Source organism: Aeromonas dhakensis, from assembly GCF_000820305.1.
In the GTDB taxonomy this organism is placed as follows: domain Bacteria; phylum Pseudomonadota; class Gammaproteobacteria; order Enterobacterales; family Aeromonadaceae; genus Aeromonas; species Aeromonas dhakensis.
This window is the reverse complement of the sequence record NZ_CDBH01000045.1, coordinates 345,414-366,940: the sequence shown is the minus strand read 5'-3', so window position 1 is coordinate 366,940 and position 21,527 is coordinate 345,414. Positions and strand designations below refer to the sequence as shown.

Sequence of the window (21,527 nt, the reverse complement as noted above, 5' to 3'; positions counted from 1 at the left end):
AAACAGTGCAAGGTTTTGTTCTTATGGTTGTTCCGGACAAGGCGCGCTAAACTGGCCGCCCTTTTTTAAGCAGCTGTAGTAAGGAGCAACCTATGAGCAGCGTTACCCTCGTGGCCAAATCCAAGTTGCCAACCCCCTGGGGCACCTTCACGCTGGTCGGCTTTCAGGAAACCGGCACCGGCAAGGATCACGCCGCGCTGGTGATGGGCGATATCACGGGTGATGAGCCGGTGCTGGGCCGAATTCACTCCGAATGCCTGACCGGCGATGCCCTGTTCAGTCTGCGTTGCGACTGCGGCTTCCAGCTGCAAGCCGCACTGGAAAACATCGCCAAGGCGGGCCGTGGCGTCTTGCTGTACGTGCGTCAGGAAGGACGCGGCATCGGTCTGCTCAACAAGATCCGGGCCTATCATCTGCAGGATCAGGGCGCCGACACCGTTGAAGCCAACGTGGCACTCGGCTTTGCCGCCGACATGCGCGACTACACCATCTGCGCCGACATGCTCAAGCAGCTGGAGGTGAAATCCCTCAAGCTGATGACCAACAACCCGCGCAAGATGAAGGCGATGGAATCCTTCGGCATTCCGGTAGCGGAGCGGGTGCCCCTGCAGGAAGGGCGCAATCCCCACAACGAGTTCTACCTCTCGACCAAGGCCAGCAAGCTGGATCACATGTTCAAGAAGTGATCCCGCCTCGCCGCTCGTCGCCATGAAAAACGCCTCCCATCGGGAGGCGTTTTTTGTTGCTCTCGTATCGCCGCAGCGCTAGCGGATGGGCAGCTCGATATCGGCAAACATGGCATCCACGTCGTCGCTGGAGCGCAGGGCAATGGCCCGCTCCACCACGTCCCGGGTCAGATGGGGGGCAAAGCGGGTCATGAAGTCATACATGTAGGTACGCAGAAAGGAGCCCTTGCGAAAGCCGATCTTGGTGGTGCTGTGGGCAAACAGGTGGCTTGCATCGAGGGCCACCAGATCGGTATCGACCTGGGGATCCAGCGCCATGGTCGCCATCACGCCAATCCCTACCCCCAGCCGGACATAGGTCTTGATCACGTCCGCGTCGGTGGCGGTGAAGACGATGTTGGGCTCGAAACCGGCCCGGTTGAAGGCAGTATCGAGCTCGGAACGGCCGGTAAAGCCAAACACATAGGTCACCAGCGGGAAGCGGGCGATGTCGGCAATGGAGAGCTTGCCGACCTGGGTCAACGGGTGGCCCTTGGGGACGATCACGCTGCGGTTCCAGTGATAGCAGGGCAGCATGATGAGATCTTCGTACAGGTGCAGCGCCTCGGTGGCGATGGCAAAGTCGGCCTGCCCCTTGACCACGGCTTCGCTGATCTGGGTCGGCGTGCCCTGATGCATGTGCAGGGAGACCTTGGGAAAGCGCTTGATGAAGCCTTTTATCACGTCAGGCAGCGCATAACGGGCCTGGGTGTGGGTCGTCGCGATATGAAGCGTGCCCTGTTCGGGGTGAGTGTGCTGACTCGCCACCGACTTGATGCTCTCCACCTTGCCCAGGATCTCGTTGGCAATCTTGATCACGTCCCGTCCAGCCGGGGTGATCTGGGTCAGGTGTTTGCCGCTGCGCTCGAAAATCTGGATCCCCAGCTCATCTTCCAGCATGCGCACCTGCTTGCTGATCCCTGGCTGAGAGGTGTAGAGACTCTCTGCCGTTGCCGACACGTTCAGTCTGTGGTTGGCAACCTCAACGATATAACGCAATTGTTGGAGTTTCATGATGTTAGGCTCTAAAGGCGACTTGAACTAATACTAACAAACTTTTGCCTGATAGCCTTTCCTTCTTGGCCATTTATGGCTGTGCTTGCGCCAGCAGAAAATCCCGCAAGGCCCGGTTGGCCATGGAGAGCGGATCCCCCCGCCGCCACGCCACGCAGAGATCGAGAAAGATCGGGGGCGCGAACGGGATCCCGGTCAGGGCCGGCTCTTCGTCCAGCGCCATCCGCAAGAAGGTGGTCACCGCAAAACCCTGCTTTACCACCGCCTTGAGCAACGGGATAAGGTTGCTCTCAAAGGCGATGTCGGGCTCGCAGCCCAGTCCCTGAGCCAGCGCTTCCATGTGCTCGCGGTGATAGAAGCCGCGGCGAAACATCGCCAGCTCCTGGCTGAAAAACTCGCTCAGCGACACACTCCTGGCCTGACGCAGCGGATGCTCCTCCCCCACCACCATCAGCATCTCTTCACGCAGCAGCTGGGCCCCTTCCAGCGCCGGCGGCAGATCGCTGGTGATGAGGATGGCGAGATCCAGCGAACCGTCCACCATCCGGCTCAACAGCTCGCGGGTACCCGCCTCCTCCACCCGGATCTTGAGGCCGGGGTAGCGGTGCTTGAAAGCCATCAGGATCGGCGGGAAGTAATAGGAGCCCATCATGTAGGGGATGCCGATGCGCACTTCTCCGCGCTCCAATCCCTTGAGCTCGGCCATCTCGGCCTCGGCCTGATGCATCTGACGCAGCAGGCGCTCGGCATGACGGCAGAGCACCTCCCCTTCCGGGGTGAGCCGCACGTTGCGATCCTGACGGTCGAACAGGCGCAGCTCGAGCTGCTGCTCCAGCTTGGCGATGGCCATGCTGATGGCGGGCTGTGCCACGTGCAACCCGTTGGCCGCCTTGGTAAAGGAGCCGGCATCCCGCACCGCCAGCAGATAGGTGAGCTGTTTGAGGTCCATATCAATTTGGTTTATCAGATGGATAACTTAAATATATTATATTTATGCTCTGGCGCGCACTAACCTGCAACAAAGCTGTCAGGACAATTGCATATGATCGAAGTCGGTAGTCGTGAATGGATCCGCGCCACCCTGGCCCTCAGCCTGGGCTCCTTCCTGGTGTTTCTCAATCTCTATCAGACCCACCCCCTGCTGCCGCTGCTGGCCGAGGTGTTTTCCGTCAGCTCGCTGTCGGCCGGCTGGACTCTGGCCGGCTGCACCGCAGGGCTCGCCGTCTCGCTGCTCGTCTGCGCCCGGCTGGCGGATCGCTTCGGTCGGCGCCGGATCATGCTATGGAGTCTGGCCGGCGCCATCCTGCTCTCCCTGCTCATCAGCCTGGTCAGCCAGTTTGAACAGCTGTTGCTGTTGCGGATCCTGCAGGGTGTGCTGCTGGCAGGGCTGCCCGCCACCGCCATCGCCTACATGGGGGAAGAGTTCAGCAAGCGGGCCCTGCTCTCCGCCGTCGGCGTCTACATCGCCGCCAACTCGCTGGGGGGCATCGCCGGTCGGGTGGTCGGCGGTCTGCTGGCCGGCTGGTTTGGCGACTGGCAGCACACCTTTCTCGGCATCGGCCTCATCAGCCTGGCGCTGCTGCCCCTCGTCATCTGGCTGCTGCCGGCCCAGACCCGCTTCGTGCCCGTCATCGCCAAGCCGGGCCAGTTTCGCCAGGCCATCACCAGCCACCTCGGCAATCCGCTGCTGGTGGGGGCCTACCTCATCGGCGGCCTCAACTTCATGGTGTTTCTGAACCAATTCAGCTACCTCACCTTCCTGCTGGCCAGCCCCCCCTTCTCCTTGCCGACCCAGTGGCTCGGCATGTTGTTTCTGACCTATCTGTCGGGGACGGTGGCCTCCTCCCTCAGCGGGCGCTGCGCCCATCGCTGGGGGGCACAGCGTCTGCTGCTGGTCGGCATAGCCCTGATGGCGCTCGGCAGCGCCCTGCTGCTGTGCGGCTCGCTCGGTGCCATCCTCTCAGGCCTGCTCATCTCGAGTTTCGGCTTTTTCCTTGCCCACGCCTGCGCCAGCGCCTGGGTCGGCCAGCACGTGGAACACAACCGGGCGCTCGCCTCATCGCTCTATCTGGTGGGTTACTATCTGGGGGCCAGTCTGGGGGGACTTTATCTTCACCCCTTCTGGGAGCAGGGAGGACTCGGGGGATTGGTGCTCGGCATCGAGCTGGTACTGGTGATCACGGCGGGATTGAGCCTCTGGCTCGGCCACTTGAAGGGACGCCCCGCCCGCCCCCGCATCTGCCATCCTTGATGCTATCTCGGCTATTAAACGGGGCCGGTCAAGCGGCCCCGTCTCATCAAGCCTGGTCGTAGTACCCGGCAGGCACCGGCACCACGGCGCCGCTCGCCACCTCTTCTTCGATCACCTCGGCCAAGGTGCGCAGATGAAATTTGATCTGCCCAGAGGCCAACATCACCGCCACATCGGGATTGCGTTCATCATTCAGGTTGCCGGTCTTGAAGGCCACCTCGGGATGGGCAGCCAGCAAGGCATCCAGCGAAGGCACCACCAGCTCGATATGTTCCAGCCCGGCCTGATGGCTGCGACCGGGTTTGGGCGCCGCCAGCTCGATGCAGGGCACGCTGCCGTGGGCATGGGGCACTGGTTGATGCAGGCGGTAGGTGGCGATGGGCCGTCCGCCGATCATCCCCTCCACCAGCAGGTCGCCATGGGTTGCCAGCAGCCCCTTCAGGGTCAGGTACTCCACCAGTGTGGCGGCCCGATAGCAGAGGTGGTCGACCTCAATGGCGGTAGGATGGATGGCAAGTGCGTCCAGCTCGGTCAACAGCTGGCAAACAAATGGGGCCATCGGCCCCAGTGTGGTATCGAGTGGATGTGACATGATCACCATTTCTTCTTGGGTTGGAACAAGACGTCCAGTTCGTCCGCCTCTTTGTCCTTGATGTTTTGCAGCTCTTTTTCGCTGTGCTCTTGGAGATGGGCGTCGAGTCCGGCCAGCCCCTGGCGCATGTCCTCTTCCCGCGCCATCAGATAGGGATCTTTATCCGCGACGCTGGCCAGGGCGGAGAGCCCCTTGGTGTAGAGCTGGCGACAGGTGCCGTATTGCCCCTGGATCTGGGCATCCATGGCCCGCTTCACCAGGTTGGCGATGTTGACCTTGAGCTGCATCAGCTCGAGGCGGCGATCCTCCTGGGCAAAGCCCTGCGGATCTATCTTGCCCTTGTTGTGCTCGACCCGCAGCACGGCCCGCATCTTCTTGACCAGCTGCAACATCTGGATGGCCTGACGATCCGATTCGGGGGTCTTGAAATGCCCCTCATCCTGGCTGCTGTAGTTCTCCTGCACGTTCTTGATCTGGGTCTGCACGTCGACAATGCGCTGCTTGATCTGGGCATTGGGCATCACCAGGGCGATGGCACGATAGGCATCAAGGATCCGGTGCTGCAACAGCAGCACTATGTTCTTGGAGAAGGGCACCAGGTTGACGTTGAGCAGCATCTCTTCGGTTTCATCCACCACCGACTTGTAGCGGGCGATGGCGTGACGCTTGTCGGCCTCTGCCTTCTGCTTATATTGCTGCATCACGTTATAGGCGATGACCAGAAACAGGAGTGCGCCAATAGACAGCAATACCAAGGTTAAAATCATAGGAAGTCCAAACTCCTGTCCCAATTCAATTGCGTGATCCTACAACAGCTTACCTAGTTAAGGTAGTCCGCACCGCAAGGCTTGCCCCCGATTTGTGCCGCAAGGTGGGCACAAACACGGGGGAAAACCGGGATCACGCGGCGCTGGCGACACCGCCATTACCTCTTAGTATCGCCCATCGGGCTCATTACTTGAGGCTGAAGCCCCGGGATCGCAGGAAATCCTGCATGAAGGGCCGCGCCTCCTTGCCAAGAATGCCCCGGATCTGGCTGCTCCAGCTCTGCTGCTTGTTGTTGCTGCTGCGGGACTGGTAATAAGCCTCGATCTGCCGGTCATAGCTGGCAAGCAGCTCCCGATCCAGTTCAGCCTGATAGCGGTTCTCATGCACCACCAGAGCGCGGGGCAAGCGGGGTTTTTGCTCAGGCGCCTGAGCCGGATGGCCGAGACAGAGACCGAACAGCGGGATCACCTGATGCGGCAGACCCACCGCCTCGCTCACCGCAGCCGGGTTGTTGCGGATCCCGCCGATGTAGACACCGCCAAGCCCCATGGATTGGGCTGCCAGCAGGGCATTCTGGGCCATCAGGGCGCCGTCGATGGCGCCGATCAGCAACTGCTCGACAAAGCCGGTCTGGGCGTCCGGTACCACCTCGCAGTGGCGATGATAATCGGCGCAAAAGAGCAGGAACTCGGCCGCCTGGGCCACATAGACCTGATGCCCCGCCAGTTCGGCAAGCTGGCTGCGCAGGGCCTTGTCGGTCACCCGGATGATGCTGTTGGCCTGCAGAAAGCTGGAGCTGGAGGCGGCCTGGGCCGCACTCAGGATCTGGTCGAGCTGGGCCTCGCTGATGGGGTCGGCGGTGAATTGACGAATGGAGCGATGGGCAAGAATAAGGTCGAGAGTCGGGTTCATGTTGCCTCCATATGAAGAAGCCCACACTCTACCCAAAAACAGCGGGGGGCCCAAGGCCCCCCGCGCTCTCGTCACAGCACGACCGGCTAACCGGCCAGCGGATAGTTGCCCGCCTTGCAGCTGACCACGAAGCCGCTCTCTTCCACCTGCGCCACCGACATCGGCTTGCTGAACAAGAATCCCTGAAACACGTGGCAGCCCTGGGTGCGCAGGGCGGCCAGTTCGTGTTCGTCCTCCACCCCTTCGGCCATGATGCCAAGGCCCAGGCTGGTGGCCATGGCGACGGTGGCCCGGATCACCGGCAGGTTGAGCCCCACCACGAAGGAGCGATCCAGCTTGATGGTGTCGATGGGCAGCCGGTTGAGATAGGCCAGCGACGAGTAGCCGGTACCGAAATCGTCGATGGCAATCTTGATCCCTTGCTCGCTCAGGCCATCGAGGATCTCGATGCACCCCTTCATGTCCAGCATCAATACCGTCTCGGTCAACTCCAGCGTGAGCAGGCCGGCATCCACGCCAAACTCCTTGAGCTGCTGGGCCACCAGCTCCGGCAGGGAGGACGAGAGCTGAAAGCCGGATAGATTGACCGACACCGGCACGCTCACCCGCCACTCCTTCTGCCAGTGGGCCATCTGGGCCAGTGCCGTCGACAGCACCCAGCCACCTATCTCGCGAATGAGCCCCATCTCTTCCGCCAGCGGGATGAACTCCACCGGCGAGACATGGCCCAATACGGGATTGTGCCAGCGCAGCAGCGCCTCGTACCCGAGCAACCTGCCTTTTGCCACATCCACCTGGGGCTGGTAGCAGAGGCTCAGCTCCCCCCGCCCGATGGCCTTGGCCAGGAACTGCTTCAGGGTCAGCTTGCGATGCAAGGTCTGCTGCATGCTGGGGGTGAAACGCTGCCAGCGCAGCCGCCCCATCTGCTTGGCCTGGTACATGGCCATGTCGGCGCGGGTGATGAGGTTGTCGCCATCGTCCGCATCATCCGGATAGATGGCGATGCCGATGCTGCCACCTATGGTCACCTCGGGCACCCCGCTCAGCTGCAACGGCTTGGTCATCTGGGAAAGCATGAGGTCGGCCACCTCCTGCGCCCGATCGCTGGAGTGGCTGAGCGGCACCAGCGCGGTAAATTCGTCGCCACCGAGCCGGGCCAGCTCCACATCGCGCGGACAGATCTGCTTGAGCCGGCCGGCGACCCGCTCCAGAAGCCGGTCACCAGCCTTGTGGCCGTAGTTGTCGTTGACCAGCTTGAAGTTGTCCAGGTCCATGAACACCAGGGCGAAACGCCCGCCCAGCCCGCAGTAAGCTTCCAGCGATTTCATCAGCCCATAACGGTTGAGCAGACCTGTCAGCGAGTCGTGCCAGGCCAGGTGGCGATGCTCCAGCTCCTCCAGCTTGCGGTCGGTGATGTCACGCATGGTGAGCAGGATCTGGGCCCCCTGCTGGATGTGACGAAACTGGTACTGAAACCAGCGCATCCCCTTGAGGGTGCGGCACTCCCCCTCGGCCACCACTTCATCGAGCCGGGAGAGCTTCTGATAGAAGGCGTCGTCATTGCCGGAGAAGAGCTGGGAGAGGTGATGTACCTCATCACCGAAACACATCTCGAAGTGGTGATTGCCGCTCTCGAGCCGGCCCAGGTTGTCAAACAGGCAGGCCAGGGTATCGCCAGTGGCGAGGGAGGACTCCTGATAGAGGGTGTCGGCATCGATGACCGCCTCGGTCATCATCATCAGCCGCCCCGCCAGCTGGATGCCGGAAAGGCGCAGATAAACCTGTTTTTTGACCCCCTTTGGGGAGAGGGTCCACCACTCGCTGTAACTGCGCCCCTGCTGAAAGTCCCCGAGGTAGCGCTGCAACAGCAGATCGATGGCCTGTGCCATGTCGGCCGAGAAATCGCGCGACTGCAGTTCGTCCAGCGAGCTGGCCTCCCACACATTCAAGGCGGCGCGATTGGCCCAATAGATATGGTGATGCCGGATGTCATACACCCAGATTGGGGTATGCAACACATCCATCCCGTTCAATAACCGTTCGTCTAGCGTATTCATCTAATATGGTGATTCATGGTATGTGATCACTGGGAAACCCAGCGGCGGAGAGCCCTCCCGGGCAACCGATGCTGGTACAAAATCGGATCCAGCCCATAATGGAAACAAGCATGCGCAAGGGGCTGACTTCATATGAAAACGCTACATGTGAAACCCATGGTCAGGAAAAACGGACTCACGTTGGTATTGTTGGGCATCATAGTAAGCATTGCTATGATTTTTATACTTTTTTTACTCGGTGAACAACCACTAATCCCCCCGGTCTCCGGCCTGTTGGCGGGTCTGATGATGATCTTTATCGGCTCATTGAAGCTGGTCGAGCCCCATTTCAGCCTGTCGCTCTGTCACGATTGTCTGCAATATCACCACAAATACGGCGGTTGGATCCTGAAATGGAGAAATATTCAGCGAATCGACCAGCCACGCATTCATCTGGGCTGGGATCTGGTCCCCCTGCCCTACATAGGTTTGAAGATCAAAGATTACGACGATTTTTTGACATTGATCACACCCAGATTGGCCGTGCGCCTGCTGACCGAGCAGCGTGGCGTCCTGTTGCAGGCACTGCGCAGTGAGCAACCCGAATGCATCGGCGGGGGCTGCGGCGACCCCTTTCAGGGGGAAGGCTTGCTGGAAGAGAGTCACTTTCGCTCCCCCTCCGGTCAACGCTATGAGGGGGTGATCGCCATGCTGGCCAACCGCATGACCCGGCTGCGTGATCTGCTCGGCTACGATCTGCTGGTGCCGGACAACAGCCTGGACCGGGATCCGGCCGAATTTGTCCGACTTTTGCACCAGTATCAGCGGGAGTCGAATCTAATCCAGATCAATTAAACGCCGGATTGAGCTTGCCAAGGCTGGCCGCACTTCTTAAGGTCACTGCCTTGTTACACCCAGAACACCGCTTATGAAGTACATCGAAGAGTTCTATCTGTTCGTCAAGGTGGTACAAGAGGGAGGCTTCTCCCACGCGGCCGCCGCACTGGGCATGCCCACCGGCACCATCAGTCGACGTATTTCTCAGCTGGAAGAGCAGCTCGGCTGCTCCTTGCTACACAGATCCACCCGCAAACTCCGCCTGACCGATGAAGGACTGCGCTACTACGAGCGCCTGTGCACCCCGCTCGGTGAAATCGAGCAGGCCACCGGCGAGATCCAGGGCAAAGAGGCCGACCTCAACGGCGTAATTCGCCTGGCAGCCCCCATCGCCCTCTCCAACACCATCCTGGTCGACATGCTGGCGGACTTTGGCCTGCGCTACCCCGAGGTGCAGTTCGACATCACCCAGACCAACGATCATCAACACCTGTTCGACAACGATCGGGATCTGGTGTTTTTCAACGGCGAGCTCCCCCAGTCCCTGCCCAATGCGCTCTGCCTCGGTCACATCGAATACGGCCTGTTTGCCTCCCCCCTCTATCTGGAGAAGATGGGCACCCCCTCCCATCCGGGCCAGCTGGAGGAGCATGCGCTCATCTACTGCTGGCCCCATCAGCACTGGCAACTGACCGACCGGGAGGAGCAGACGGTGCAGATCAAGCGGGCCGCCAGGCTCACCGTCAACCAGACCCAGGCAGCGGTTCGCGCGGCCAGACGGCACCTGGGGATCGTCAACGCCCCGCTCCATTACGTACACCCTTTCCTGCAGGATGAGCAGCTGATCGCGGTACTGCCCGACTGGAAAACCGGCAACCGTCCCTTCTACATGTTGCGTTGCCAGCCTCAGTTTGCCCCGTTGCGTGTTAAGATGTTCGCTGATTTTGTTGAAAAATATTCAGCGCGCTACCGGAGCCTGCAGTGGGACAACCAATTTTCACCGGCGACCAGCCTGTCTCATTGCATCTGACCGTTGGCGGGCCACACTTATAGCAATCCTCGTTGACCAGGCCGGCCTAACACTATGAATGTATTGATATGTGATGACTCAGGATTCGCCCGTAAACAGCTGGCCCGCGCCCTCCCCGCAGACTGGGACGTGACGCTCCACTACGCCGCCAACGGGCTGGAAGGGATAGAGCAGGTCCTGATGGGACATGGGGATCTGATCTTTCTGGATCTGACCATGCCGGAGATGGACGGCTACGGCGTACTGGAGACCCTCAAGCGCGAAGGGCTGCGCAACAAGGTGATCGTGGTCTCCGGCGACATCCAGCCGGAAGCCTATCAGCGGGTGATGGGGCTGGGGGCGCTCGACTTCATCAAGAAACCGGCTGCCCCGGAGACCCTCAGCGCCCTGTTGAAGCAGCATGATCTATGGCAGGCCAAGGGCACTGCCGTATCGGAAGCCGCCAGCCCCACAGCTCAGGCGGTGGTCGATGCCGGCAGCGTCGATACCGGCATCAAGATCAGCCCCGAAGTGCGCGATGCCTATCAGGAGCTCGCCAACGTATCCATGGGTCAGGCCGCCGACCTGCTGGCCCGCCTGCTCAACGCCTTCGTGGTGCTGCCCATCCCCAACGTCAACGTGCTGGAGGTGTCCGAGCTGCACATGGCCCTCTCGGCTGCCGCCGACTCGGATACCCTCTCCGCCGTCTGCCAGGGCTTCATCGGTGCCGGCATCGCCGGCGAGGCGCTGATCCTGTTTCACGACTCCAGCTTCAAGGATCTGGCCCGGCTGATGAACCATCAGGGCACGCTGGATCGCACCGCCGAGCTGGAGCTCTTGATGGACACCGCCAACGTGCTGATCGGCGCCTTCCTGCGCGGCTACGCCAGCCAGCTCGATACCCCCTTCAGCCAAGGTCACCCCGTGGTGCTCGGCCAGCACAGGCCCATCAACGAGCTCATCAACACCAACAAGAGTCGCTGGCGCCGCACGCTGGCCATCGAGATCAACTACCGGGTCCAGGATTACGCGGTGCAGTGCGATCTGCTGCTGCTGTTTACCGAAGATTCCATCGCCACCATGAACAACAAAATCATGCACATGCTCTAGGAGTGACCATGGAAATCCGTGAATTTCATTGGCTGATGAACATAGTCCAGAACCTGGACGTGGGGCTGGTCGTGCTCGACAAGGAGTACAGGGTACAGGTGTGGAACGGCTTCATGGAGAGCCACAGCGGCCGGCTGGCCGGCGAGGTGCGCGATGGCGTGCTGTTCGACCTCTTCCCCGACGTGGATCGCGCCTGGTTCGAACGCAAGGCTAACATGGTGTTCAAACTCAACAACCGCGCCTTCAGCACCTGGGAACAGAAACCCTACCTGCTGCGCTTCTCCAACTACCGCCCCATCACCGGCTCAGCGCCCCACATGTTCCAGAACCTGACCCTGGTGCCGCTGGCCGATTTTGGCGGTCAGGTAACCCACATCGCCGTGATGATCTACGACGCCACCGACGAGGCCATGCTGATGAGCGGCCAGCGCCAGGCATGAAGACTCTTTGCAGCACAATGAAAACAGGGCGCCTTGGCGCCCTGTTTTGTGGTGAGGCGCTCAGCGGGCCCCGAGGTACTCGGTGAAGGCGTCGATCACCTCGTCGATGTCGTCATCGGTGATCTGCAGATGGGTCACCAGCCGCATCTCGCCGTAACCGGAGAAGAGGATCCCCCGCTCCTTCATGAAGGCAAGCAGGGGGCCGCTCTGCTCTTTTGCCAGCTGCAGGAAGACCATGTTGGTCTGCACCTGGGCCAGATCCAGGGTGATGCCGGGCAAGGCAGCCAACCCCTCGGCCAGGCGTCTGGCCCGGCGGTGATCGTCCGCCAGGCGGGCGACGTGCTGTTCGAGGGCAAACAGACCGGCCTGGGCCAGGATCCCCGCCTGACGCATGCCGCCCCCCAGCATCTTGCGCAGCCGTCTGGCGCGGGCAATGAAGGCGCGAGAGCCCACCAGCAGCGATCCCACCGGTGCCCCCAGCCCCTTGGAGAGGCAGATGGAGATGCTGTCAAAGGGAGCAGCCAGTTCGTGTACCCCGTGACCGCTCGCCACGGTGGCGTTGAACAGGCGCGCCCCGTCCAGATGCAGCTGTAGCCCGCGTTCGTCGACGAACTCGCGCATCGCCTGCAGGTAGTGAAGCGGCAGCACCTTGCCATTGTGGGTGTTTTCGAGGCAGACCAGCCGGGTCTGCACAAAATGGGCATCGTCAGGGGCAATGGCCGCGGCCACATCGGCCACCGCCAGCGAACCGTCAGCCTGCATGGGCACCGCCTGCAGTGCGACCGAGCCCAGCACGGCGCTCCCCTGAGCTTCATAACGATAGATGTGGGCCCCTTGGCCCACGATGGCCCCCTCCCCGCGCTGACAGTGGCTCATCACCGCCAACAGGTTGGACATGGTGCCGGAGGGGACAAACAGCGCGGCCTCCTTGCCCAGCAGCTCGGCCCCGCGGGCCTCCAGTGCATTGACGCAGGGATCTTCCCCGTAGACATCATCCCCCACCTCGGCATGCAGCATGCTCTGGCGCATGGCATCCGTGGGCTGGGTGACCGTATCACTTCGTAAATCGATATAGCGCATGACATCCCTCCTGAAGCTGGAGCATGACGTTAGCCAGCCATGGCTGGCTTGGCAAGCGGACCGTTTCCGGAATGTGAAGCCGGTGACGGCTTACCAGGGCAGCGGCTGGCCCTGCAGGTCGAGGAAGCTGCCGGACTGGGCCGGCGACAACTGGTTGAGAAGATCAAGCAGACGCGGCGCCACAAGCGCCGGATCCTGCAGGGTCTCGGTTGCCAGCTCATGCAGGAAGGGCTGATTCATGGGGGTATCCATCAGCCCGGGATGGACGGTGATCACTCCGGCGGCGGGAAAGCGTTCGCGCCACTCGTGGGCCAGCGTTTTCGCCCCCATGTTGAGCGCCGCCTTGCTCATCCGGTAGCTGTAACGGCTGCCCGTCTCGTTGGCGCCGAGGCTACCGGCCAGATCGGAGAGAGTGCAGAGCCAGAGCCGGGTGTCCGGCGTCATGCGGCGGCTCAGGCAGGCGGCCAGAGCCAGATGCGGCCAGGCATTGGCCAGCAGGCTGTCGCACAGCCACCTGGGGTTGACCTCCTCCACTCGCCGCTCCGGCATGAAGTTGATGTCGTGCAGCAGACCTATGGTGTTGATCACCACGCTCGGCAACGCCGCCGTGTCATAGAGGGTGAACAGGGCATCGAAGGAGAGGGCATCCACCTCCTGCAGCGGGAAATAACTGGCGGGATCCACCCCTTTTGGCTGTTGCCGGCCAGCCAGCACCAGCTCCTCGCCGCGAGCGGACAGCTCATGTGCCAGTGCCGTGCCCAAGCCGCCGCTGCCCAAGATCAGATAGCACATCGCCCTCTCCCCGCTGCCCTCATCTGTTTAGAGGGTATCAGAATAATCCCCGGCCGTAGCCGGGCCATCCCCATCCGGGCTTATGCCTCATGCAGGTGCCGGCCAAATTCGCGGGCCCGTGCCAGATCGAGAAACCCGTCAGCCTGCTTGTGGCTGCGCAAGAACTGGTAATAGGCGAGCAGGATCACCTGCGCGTCTGCCTCCGGCAGCGACAATCCGGGCTTCTGCTCCTGCAACAGGCTGCCGGCCGCCTCCAGGGCTTCCCGATCCACTACCTCCGCCTGCCGATAGAGGTAGCCACAGCCGGTGGCGAGCCACTCCAGCGAGCAGTTGGCTGCCATGGCTATCTGGTTCGCCTTGCCAAGCCCGGGTTCAGCACCCTTCAGATATTTACGGATCAGAGCCTCGCTCAACCCCACCTTGCGGGCAAAGGCGCTGACGCTGCCCGTTCCTATCAAGCTCTGCAAGCGTTCGGCAAAACCGTCCATTTCCTCTCCCTCAGAACCAAAGTTCGAATTAACAAAAGCCGCATTATTGCCTTGCCAACCAGAAGAGACCAAGATGCGGGCAGCATCTTTTTACCCTTATGAGCCAAGGAGCCTCCATGTCCGTATCTCGCCTCCCCCTCCATCCCGAGGGCCCGACCTTCTCCCGTCTCATCATGGGCTACTGGCGCCTGATGGAGTGGCAGCTCTCTCCGAACGCCCTGCTGGATCTGATGAAGTACCACCTGGATCTGGGGGTCACCACCATCGATCACGCCGACATCTATGGCGGCTACCAGTGCGAGCAGGCCTTCGGCGAGGCGCTGCGCCTTGACCCCTCCCTGCGCAACCGGATGGAGATCGTCAGCAAGTGCGGCATCGCCCTCACCGCCAAGCCGGAGCACGCGCTGAATCACTACAACACCGGCAAGGCGCACATCATCGCCAGTGCCGAGGCCTCTCTGCAAAAACTCGGCACCGATCACCTGGATCTGCTGCTGATCCACCGCCCGGACCCCCTGATGGATGCCGACGAGGTGGCCGACGCCTTCATCACCCTCAAGCAGGCGGGCAAGATCAAGCATGCCGGCGTCTCCAACTTCACTGCCCGCCAGTTCGAGCTGCTGCAATCGCGCCTGCCCTTCCCGCTGGTGACCAACCAGCTGGAGATCTCGCCACTCAATCAGAGCACCACCCTGGACGGTACCCTGGATCAGTGCCAGCAGCTGCGCATCAAGCCGATGGCCTGGTCCTGCCTCGGGGGGGGACGCCTGTTCCAGGCCCCTGAATATGCCCCGCTGCGCGCCGAGCTCGAGCAGATCCGCCATGAGGTGGGCGCCGAGCAGATCGAGCAGGTGGTCTATGCCTGGGTCATGATGCTGCCAAGCCAGCCGCTGCCGCTGATAGGCTCCGGCAAGCGGGAGCGGATCGCCGCTGCCGTGGCCTCCCAGTCCATCGTCCTCAGTCGCCAGCAGTGGTTCCGCATCCGCAAGGCGGCGCTCGGTTACGACGTGCCCTGACGAACTGGCCAAGGGCGCAAACAAAAACGGCATGGGGGAAACCCATGCCGTTTTGCGTTATCGAGGCTGCTCAGCGATGACGCTGGGGGCGACCACGTGGTGCATCTGTCTTCGGTTTGGCCTGGTTGACCGTAATGGTACGGCCACCAATCTCGGTGCCATGCAAACCGGCGATGGCTTTTTCGGCCTCGCCATTGACAGGCATTTCAATAAAGCCAAACCCCTTGGACTGACCGGTATCGCGATCGATGATGATATCGACCTTGTCTACCTGCCCAAATTGGCTGAACACGGTTTTCAGTTCGTCGGCCGTCATCCGGTACGACAGATTACCTACGTAAATCTTCATGCCATCCACTCTCGATTCAAGGTGCCTTCTCTATCCAATCACCAACACAAAGGTAAGGGCACACCCCCCATGCCGGACCTGCCGGGACGTCGTGTCCGGGCACTTCCCCGCTCCGTTTACTCAACTCATTGATCTGTTGGGCGAACAGAGCGGACAAGATCAATTCGAGTCAATGGCAGTATCTGAGCTTTGGCAAAGATTGTCGAGAAAATAGTCAGCTCATATGGGGAGCAGGGCGTCCAGCAGCCCCTGCAGCGTACGCCGGCCATGCCAGGCCCGCTTAAAGCCGAAACGGTAGATGCCGGGCGCCACGGCGTGGGTTCCCTCGCGGCCGAGCCCCATCAGCGCGGTGGCGGCCGCCAGCTGTTCTTCATCAAGCGCCAGATCCAGGCTAAAGGCCAGCCACTGACCATCGTGGCCCACCTTGCGATCCCGCTCGACCCCGACCAATGCCGCCCTGGGCAGCGCCAGCGCCTGATCGTTGCTGCCATTGAGCAGATAGAGGTGGGTCTCGTCCCAGGCCAGCTCCGCCAGCCGCCAGCGCTGCCAGCTGCGGGGCAGCACCATCATCAGCAGCACGATACCGCCGAACACCAGACCGACCCAGGGCAGCAGCCCCATCTGTGGGTAACCCAGAGCGATGGCGGCCAGCACGGTGAGCAGGCTCGCCAGCAGCAAAACCGCCATCACCGGATAGAAACGGCGGGCGGGGGGCATCAGCCAGACCAGCCCCGTTTTGTTCACCAGCTCACTGACCTTCATTCATCTCTCCTTGTCCATAGACGCTTGGACGCGCCATTTTTGTCGCGCATTGTGCGCGAGCCGCCCCGCAGGATGCAACCCGTGCCGTCGGCTGGATGACGGCTTCGCCGCACTCTTGATATGATTCCCCCATCTGAGTCCATCTGCACGCTTGTCGGGAGTCTCATGCTTGCCACCACCCTGCTTTTCATGGCCAGAGCCTTTCTTGCCGAACCTCACCCCCGCCAGGCCGAGGCCATTGGCGGCTACTCCGCCGGCTGCCTCAAGAACGGGGTGGCACTGCCGCTGAGCGGCCCCGGCTATCAGGTGATCCGCACCAAACGACTGCGCTACTACGGCCACCCCGAACTCATCGCCTACCTCACCACCCTGGCCAACCAGACCCGCATGGCCGGCATGCCGGATCTCTACATCGCCGATCTCGCCATGGCCCGCGGCGGCCCGTTCACCTCCGGCCATCGCAGCCATCAGACCGGCCTCGATGCCGACATCTGGTTTCGCATGGCCAACCAGCCCATCTCCCGCTGGGAGCAGGATGCCCCCAAGGAGTGGGCGCTGATCGACGAACCCAGCTACCGGGTGCTGCCCGGACGCTTCGGCCCCCAGCAGCTCAATCTGCTGCGCCTGGCGGCCAGCAAGCCCGAGGTGGCCCGCATCTTCATCAACCCTGTGCTCAAGGCCGAGGTATGCAAACGGGCGGCCGACGAGCCCTGGGTCGGCAAGCTGCGCCCCTGGGTCGGCCACTTCAGCCACTTTCATGTGCGCCTGCGCTGCCCGGCCGACAGCCCGGATTGCCAACCCCAGGCCCCGATCCCGCCCGGCAACGGCTGCGGCGCCGAGCTGGCCTCCTGGCTCAAGGACAAGCCGCAGTTGCCCAAGGTTTCGATGGCTTATCACAAACCCAGGCTGCCCGCCCGTTGTGGCGGTTGACCACAAGCTGCTATGGTGAGCCGTTATCTGCAAAAAATATCAATGGAGAACAACAAGATGGGCACTTCACTCTGGCAACGGGCAACCCACGCCCTGTTGACCCTGACGCTGCTGCTGGGCCTGACCGGTTGCGGCATGAACAACATTCCCACCCTGGATGAGCAGGTCAAGGCGAGCTGGGGCCAGGTCGAGAACCAGTATCAGCGCCGTGCCGATCTGGTCCCCAATCTGGTGGCCACCGTCAAGGGCTACGCCAGCCACGAGCAGGAGACCCTCAAGGCGGTGACCGATGCCAGAGCCCGGGTCGGCAGCCTGCAGGTGAGCGATCCAGCCCAGCTCAAGGAGTTTGAAGCGGCCCAGAACCAGCTCTCCGGCGCCCTCTCCCGCTTGATGGTGGTGGTCGAGCGCTATCCCGAGCTCAAGGCCGATCAGCAGTTCCTCACCCTGCAGGCCCAGCTGGAAGGCACCGAGAACCGCATCTCGGTGGCGCGGCGTGACTACATAGAGGCGGTGCGCCAGTTCAATACCGAGATCCGCACCTTCCCGGGCGTCATCTGGTCCAAGCTGCTCTACTCGGATCTGGAAGCCAAACCCACGTTCAGCGCCAAGCCCGGTGCCGATGAGGCGCCCAAGGTCAGCTTCCAATGAACCTCGTGATCCGTGCCCTGCTGCCCTGCCTGCTGTTGTGGACGGCGGTGGTGTCCGCCGCCCCCACCTTCCCCGCCCTGAGCGGACGGGTGGTGGACGAGGCCAACCTGATGTCCCGCAAGCAGGCCCACCAGCTCACCCAGCAGCTGGCGGCGTTCGAGAAGCGCAGTGGCATCCAGCTGGTGGTGGTCTCCATCGACACGCTGGCGGGTGACACCATCGAAGAGTACGGCTATCAGCTCGGCCGCCACTGGGGGATCGGTCAGAAAGGCAAGGACAACGGCGTACTGCTCTTGATCGCCCAGGATGAGCGCAAGGTGCGCATCGAGGTAGGCTACGGACTGGAAGGGGCCCTGCCCGATGCCATCGCCGCCAACATCATCCAGACCCGGATCCTGCCCGCGTTCAAGCGCGGCGACATGGTGGCCGGGGTGGTGGCCGGCAGCCAGGCGATCATGCAGGCGCTGGCGGGCGAGTACAAACCGGTAGACAACGCCAGCAAGGAGAAGCTGGGCGGCCCCTGGCTGTTCATCCTGATGGTGATTGTGATGATCGTGCTGCACAACCTGCGTGGCGGCGGCGGTGGTGGTGGTGGTCGAGGTGGCCGGCGCCGCGCCGCTTACCTCGCCGGTGGCTTCGGTGCCGGTCGCTCCGGCGGCGGCTTTGGTGGTGGCGGTGGTTTCAGCGGAGGGGGCGGCAGTTTTGGCGGCGGCGGCGCCTCCGGTGGTTGGTAACAGGGATTAAGAGACGACACATGATTTCGAAACAGTTCTTTCACACATTGCAGGCCAGGGTCAAACAGGCGGAGCAGGCAACCGATGCCGAGCTGGTGACCGTGCTGGCCCCCGCCAGCGACGGCTATCGCTACATCCCCACCCTGTGGGCGGCCCTGCTGGCCATGCTGACACCGCTGCTGGTGTTCGAACTCGGCTTCTGGCTCGGCTGGTACGAGATCCTGCTGGTGCAGTGGTCGGTCTGGCTGGTGCTGAGCATCCTGTTCCACTGGACCCCCATCAAGATGTACCTGATCCCGAAACAGGTGCGCCAGCACAGGGCCGCCCTGATGGCACGCCTGCAGTTTGTCGAGCAGGGGCTGCACCGCACCCGGGATCGGCTGGGGGTGCTGATCTTCGTCTCGGTGGCCGAGCACTACGTGGAGATCCTGGTGGATGACGGCATCGCCCAGCACATCGATAACGCCCAGTGGCAGGAGATCATCGATGACTTCACCCGCCGGGTGCGCAACAAGGAGGTGGAACAGGGTTTCCTCGAGTGCATCGAGCGGACCAGCGCCATTCTGACCGACGCCTTCCCCGCCACCCGGGACCAGAACGAGCTGCCGGACAGCCTGATCATCCTCGACAAGCCCTGAACAGGATTAAAAAACCGGCATTCTGTTCAAGGGATAAGCATTCGATAAAGATTATGAAAAATAAGGGGAAAAGTGGTTGACCCCGGCAGCCCTTTCCCCTAAATTACGCCCCGTTCCAGCGCAACGGCGCAACGAACGACGTGCTGGCTGAGCACGTTAAACAACAGACCAAAATTTGGTGAGGTGTCCGAGTGGCTGAAGGAGCACGCCTGGAAAGTGTGTATACGGCAACGTATCGAGGGTTCGAATCCCTCCCTCACCGCCAAATTTTAAAGAACCGACCTGATGGTCGGTTTTTTGCTTTCAGACTCTGACGAAAGCGGCCCTCTCACCCAGCGTCGAGCAGGCCGGCAGCCTCTATCTATCCTCCAGGCTGTCCTGCTGGCTATGACCCGCCCCATGGCGCACCGATCTCATCGCCCATTTGAACGGCCAACCTGATGGCTGATAGTGACATTCCGCCGCCAGCCAGCCTCTGCAGCCAAGCGCCTCAAACGCAAGACCATAGCACCGCCAAATTCCCTCTGCTGGCAGCAACGTCCACCTTGGTGGCACACCCCTTTCCATCCGGAAAACACCTCTCCCAGGCGGCAGCTGACGCTGACGCGCGTTATTGCTCACCGATTGGATATCATTTTGAAAAACTGATACTTAAGTAGCTACACTAGCCATTATCAATCTTCAGGGATGCGTAATAAATGAGCTTAATCGGCCTGGTTCTGGCATTGATCGCCATTCTGGGCGGCAACATGATCGAGGGCGGCCACCCCAGCGCCCTGCTCGATCTGCCCGCCTTCCTCATCGTGATCGGTGGTACTGTCGGTGCCGCTCTGACCCAGTTCCCCTTCTCCGTCGTCGGCAGCACCCTCAAGCGTTTCAAGTGGTTGCTGACCCCTCTCAAACTCGACATGCAGGAGCAGGCCGAACTGCTGGAGAACCTGGCGGGCAACGCCAGGCGCAGCGGCATGCTGGCCCTGGAAGGGATGATCGACGACATCAAGGACCCCTTCCTGCAAAAGGGGGTGCAGATGATGGTCGACGGCTACGAGAAGACCAAGATCCACGAGGTGCTGGAGAACGAGATCGAGTTCGAACAGGAAGATCTCGAGCAGACCGTCAAGTTTTATGAGGCCATGGGGGGTTATTGCCCGACCATGGGGATCGTGGGGGCGGTATTTGGCCTCATTCACGCCATGGGCCTGCTGGATGCCCCGGACAAGCTGGGGGGCGCCATTGCGGTGGCCTTCATCGCCACCATCTATGGGGTATCGGCCGCCAACCTCATCTTCCTGCCCTTTGGCAACCGCTACAAAGCCTTTGCCCACCAGATCCGCCACTACAAGGAGATGACCCTGACCGGCATCCTCTGCATCGTGGACGGCGAATCCCAACAACGTCTGCAAGTCACCCTCGAACCCTACTTAGGAGGCCATGGTGGCAAAAAAGAAAAAGGCTGAGGCGCCGGAGAACCACGAACGCTGGCTGGTCTCCTATGCCGACTTCATGACCCTGCTGTTCGCCCTGTTCGTGGTGCTCTACTCCTTTGCGATGGCCAAGCAGTCTGAAACCCGGGTGCTGATCCAGGGCTTCATCGAGTCGCTGGGTAAAATAGGCCTGATCTCCCCGCCTGCGGGTTCACCGGTCATGCAAGGGGGGACCGGCATTCTCGAGCCGGAATCCAAGACCACCCCGAGCAGCCCCGAGAAGGAGACTGTGCTGGAGAAGGATGCCCCCGCAGCGGCTTCGGATCCCTTCAACGAGACCATAGGCGCCTCTGAGAAGCCGAGCGCGACGGAGTCCTGGCCCCACAAGACCCAGGAACAGGAGTGGGTGCAGGTCACCAAGAAGAAGCTGGAGCAGCAGCTCAAGGCGCAGATCGAATCCAAGGATCTGGAGGTGGAACAGCTCGGCAGCCAGCTGGTGATCCGCATCGGTGAAAAGGCGCTGTTCCCGGCCGATTCCGCCTTCCTCCAGCCCCAGTTCATTCCGCTGGTCAACAAGATCTCCGGCATTCTGGCGGATATCCCGGGCAAGGTGGTGGTCACAGGCCACACCGACAACACCCAGGCGCCGGTGGAACTCTATCGCAGCAACTGGGAGCTGTCAGTGCTGCGTTCGGCCTCCATCGTGCACACCCTGCTCACCAATCCCAAGCTCGATGCCTCCCGGATCATCGCCCAAGGGGTGGCTGATGCCCAGCCCCGCTATCCCAACGACACCCCGGAACACCGGCAGGCCAATCGCCGGGTCGAGATCACCCTCTCCCAGGGCAAGGCCGCCGAAGAGTCCCTCCCCGTCCTCAAGCCCTGATCCAGCAGACCCCGCCAAGCGGGGTCTCGTTTTTCTCGATTAGTTTATTTTTCGAACTGCCCTGCGATTTTTCCCCCATCACAAAA

At 61.6% G+C, this 21,527-nt stretch carries 24 protein-coding genes and 1 tRNA gene; 14 read left to right on the top strand and 11 right to left on the bottom strand.

The window, feature by feature from the left end:
• Positions 1-92 precede the first annotated feature (92 nt).
• Positions 93-686 (top strand): GTP cyclohydrolase II, encoded by a 594-nt coding sequence (gene ribA / locus BN1143_RS13070; protein WP_005299914.1) that lies wholly within the window; start codon positions 93-95, stop codon positions 684-686.
• A gap of 78 nt (positions 687-764) precedes the next feature.
• On the opposite strand, the gene cysB is transcribed toward ribA, so the two are convergent.
• Both cysB and BN1143_RS13060 read right to left on the bottom strand, forming a co-directional pair.
• A complete protein-coding gene (cysB, locus tag BN1143_RS13065; protein WP_010634254.1) occupies positions 765-1,739 on the bottom strand; it encodes an HTH-type transcriptional regulator CysB in 975 nt (324 codons plus the stop codon).
• Positions 1,740-1,812: 73 nt separating this feature from the next.
• Positions 1,813-2,688: a LysR family transcriptional regulator gene (locus BN1143_RS13060; RefSeq protein ID WP_010634255.1), complete on the bottom strand. Its 876-nt coding sequence runs from the start codon at positions 2,686-2,688 to the stop codon at positions 1,813-1,815.
• Between the two features lie 93 nt (positions 2,689-2,781).
• On the opposite strand from BN1143_RS13060, the gene BN1143_RS13055 reads away from it, so the two are divergent.
• Positions 2,782-3,990, top strand: a complete 1,209-nt coding sequence (locus tag BN1143_RS13055) for an MFS transporter (protein ID WP_042050924.1) — start codon at positions 2,782-2,784, stop codon at positions 3,988-3,990.
• A 46-nt stretch (positions 3,991-4,036) separates the two neighbouring features.
• Here BN1143_RS13055 and BN1143_RS13050 read toward each other — a convergent pair whose 3' ends face one another.
• The 4 genes from BN1143_RS13050 to BN1143_RS13035 form a co-directional block, all read right to left on the bottom strand.
• Positions 4,037-4,591, bottom strand: coding sequence for a VOC family protein (locus tag BN1143_RS13050; protein WP_042050922.1), 555 nt, complete (start codon positions 4,589-4,591; stop codon positions 4,037-4,039).
• Positions 4,585-5,349 (bottom strand): hypothetical protein, encoded by a 765-nt coding sequence (locus BN1143_RS13045; RefSeq protein ID WP_005299895.1) that lies wholly within the window; start codon positions 5,347-5,349, stop codon positions 4,585-4,587. The genes BN1143_RS13050 and BN1143_RS13045 overlap by 7 nt, the downstream gene beginning before the upstream one ends.
• Positions 5,350-5,536: 187 nt before the next feature.
• On the bottom strand, positions 5,537-6,262 hold the full coding sequence (gene nfsA, locus BN1143_RS13040; RefSeq protein ID WP_042050921.1) for an oxygen-insensitive NADPH nitroreductase: 726 nt from the start codon (positions 6,260-6,262) through the stop codon (positions 5,537-5,539).
• 86 nt (positions 6,263-6,348) lie between these two features.
• Positions 6,349-8,286 carry a putative bifunctional diguanylate cyclase/phosphodiesterase gene (locus BN1143_RS13035; protein ID WP_010634259.1) on the bottom strand — a complete coding sequence of 646 codons (1,938 nt, stop codon included), beginning with the start codon at positions 8,284-8,286 and terminating at the stop codon, positions 6,349-6,351.
• Between the two features lie 165 nt (positions 8,287-8,451).
• Between BN1143_RS13035 and BN1143_RS13030 the strand changes: the two genes are divergently transcribed.
• The 4 genes from BN1143_RS13030 to BN1143_RS13015 all read left to right on the top strand — a co-directional run bounded on the left by BN1143_RS13030 (position 8,452) and on the right by BN1143_RS13015 (position 11,694).
• Positions 8,452-9,153 carry a DUF2982 domain-containing protein gene (locus BN1143_RS13030; RefSeq protein ID WP_005299887.1) on the top strand — a complete coding sequence of 234 codons (702 nt, stop codon included), beginning with the start codon at positions 8,452-8,454 and terminating at the stop codon, positions 9,151-9,153.
• Positions 9,154-9,226: 73 nt separating this feature from the next.
• On the top strand, positions 9,227-10,165 hold the full coding sequence (locus BN1143_RS13025) for a LysR family transcriptional regulator (RefSeq protein ID WP_017786151.1): 939 nt from the start codon (positions 9,227-9,229) through the stop codon (positions 10,163-10,165).
• Positions 10,166-10,219: 54 nt separating this feature from the next.
• Positions 10,220-11,254, top strand: coding sequence for a response regulator (locus BN1143_RS13020; RefSeq protein WP_042050920.1), 1,035 nt, complete (start codon positions 10,220-10,222; stop codon positions 11,252-11,254).
• Positions 11,255-11,262: 8 nt separating this feature from the next.
• Positions 11,263-11,694: a PAS domain-containing protein gene (locus tag BN1143_RS13015; protein WP_005299876.1), complete on the top strand. Its 432-nt coding sequence runs from the start codon at positions 11,263-11,265 to the stop codon at positions 11,692-11,694.
• Positions 11,695-11,754: 60 nt separating this feature from the next.
• On the opposite strand, the gene ltaE is transcribed toward BN1143_RS13015, so the two are convergent.
• The 3 genes from ltaE to BN1143_RS13000 form a co-directional block, all read right to left on the bottom strand.
• On the bottom strand, positions 11,755-12,774 hold the full coding sequence (gene ltaE, locus BN1143_RS13010; protein ID WP_042050919.1) for a low-specificity L-threonine aldolase: 1,020 nt from the start codon (positions 12,772-12,774) through the stop codon (positions 11,755-11,757).
• A gap of 90 nt (positions 12,775-12,864) precedes the next feature.
• Complete coding sequence (locus tag BN1143_RS13005; protein WP_042050917.1) at positions 12,865-13,566, bottom strand: SDR family oxidoreductase; 702 nt, start codon at positions 13,564-13,566, stop codon at positions 12,865-12,867.
• Positions 13,567-13,646: 80 nt separating this feature from the next.
• Positions 13,647-14,054, bottom strand: a complete 408-nt coding sequence (locus tag BN1143_RS13000; RefSeq protein WP_010634263.1) for a helix-turn-helix domain-containing protein — start codon at positions 14,052-14,054, stop codon at positions 13,647-13,649.
• 116 nt (positions 14,055-14,170) lie between these two features.
• Here BN1143_RS13000 and BN1143_RS12995 point away from each other — a divergent pair, with 116 nt between their 5' ends.
• On the top strand, positions 14,171-15,070 hold the full coding sequence (locus tag BN1143_RS12995; RefSeq protein ID WP_042050915.1) for an aldo/keto reductase: 900 nt from the start codon (positions 14,171-14,173) through the stop codon (positions 15,068-15,070).
• Positions 15,071-15,140: 70 nt separating this feature from the next.
• Here the strand turns inward: BN1143_RS12995 and BN1143_RS12990 are convergent, their stop codons facing one another.
• On the bottom strand, positions 15,141-15,419 hold the full coding sequence (locus BN1143_RS12990; protein ID WP_005299863.1) for an RNA recognition motif domain-containing protein: 279 nt from the start codon (positions 15,417-15,419) through the stop codon (positions 15,141-15,143).
• 219 nt (positions 15,420-15,638) lie between these two features.
• On the bottom strand, positions 15,639-16,181 hold the full coding sequence (locus BN1143_RS12985) for a hypothetical protein (RefSeq protein WP_017787266.1): 543 nt from the start codon (positions 16,179-16,181) through the stop codon (positions 15,639-15,641).
• A 165-nt stretch (positions 16,182-16,346) separates the two neighbouring features.
• Between BN1143_RS12985 and mepA the strand changes: the two genes are divergently transcribed.
• The 7 genes from mepA to BN1143_RS12950 all read left to right on the top strand — a co-directional run bounded on the left by mepA (position 16,347) and on the right by BN1143_RS12950 (position 21,441).
• Positions 16,347-17,111, top strand: coding sequence for a penicillin-insensitive murein endopeptidase (mepA, locus tag BN1143_RS12980; RefSeq protein WP_042050912.1), 765 nt, complete (start codon positions 16,347-16,349; stop codon positions 17,109-17,111).
• 42 nt (positions 17,112-17,153) lie between these two features.
• Positions 17,154-17,759, top strand: a complete 606-nt coding sequence (locus tag BN1143_RS12975; RefSeq protein WP_017765889.1) for a LemA family protein — start codon at positions 17,154-17,156, stop codon at positions 17,757-17,759.
• Complete coding sequence (locus BN1143_RS12970; protein ID WP_042050910.1) at positions 17,756-18,493, top strand: TPM domain-containing protein; 738 nt, start codon at positions 17,756-17,758, stop codon at positions 18,491-18,493. The genes BN1143_RS12975 and BN1143_RS12970 overlap by 4 nt, the downstream gene beginning before the upstream one ends.
• A 20-nt stretch (positions 18,494-18,513) precedes the next feature.
• Positions 18,514-19,131: a TPM domain-containing protein gene (locus tag BN1143_RS12965; RefSeq protein WP_010634269.1), complete on the top strand. Its 618-nt coding sequence runs from the start codon at positions 18,514-18,516 to the stop codon at positions 19,129-19,131.
• A 177-nt stretch (positions 19,132-19,308) separates the two neighbouring features.
• Positions 19,309-19,396 (top strand) — tRNA-Ser (locus BN1143_RS12960).
• Between the two features lie 433 nt (positions 19,397-19,829).
• Complete coding sequence (locus tag BN1143_RS12955; RefSeq protein WP_005299846.1) at positions 19,830-20,588, top strand: flagellar motor protein; 759 nt, start codon at positions 19,830-19,832, stop codon at positions 20,586-20,588.
• Positions 20,563-21,441, top strand: coding sequence for a flagellar motor protein MotB (locus BN1143_RS12950; protein WP_042050908.1), 879 nt, complete (start codon positions 20,563-20,565; stop codon positions 21,439-21,441). Before BN1143_RS12955 ends, BN1143_RS12950 begins: the two co-directional genes overlap by 26 nt.
• The last annotated feature ends 86 nt before the right edge of the window (positions 21,442-21,527 follow it).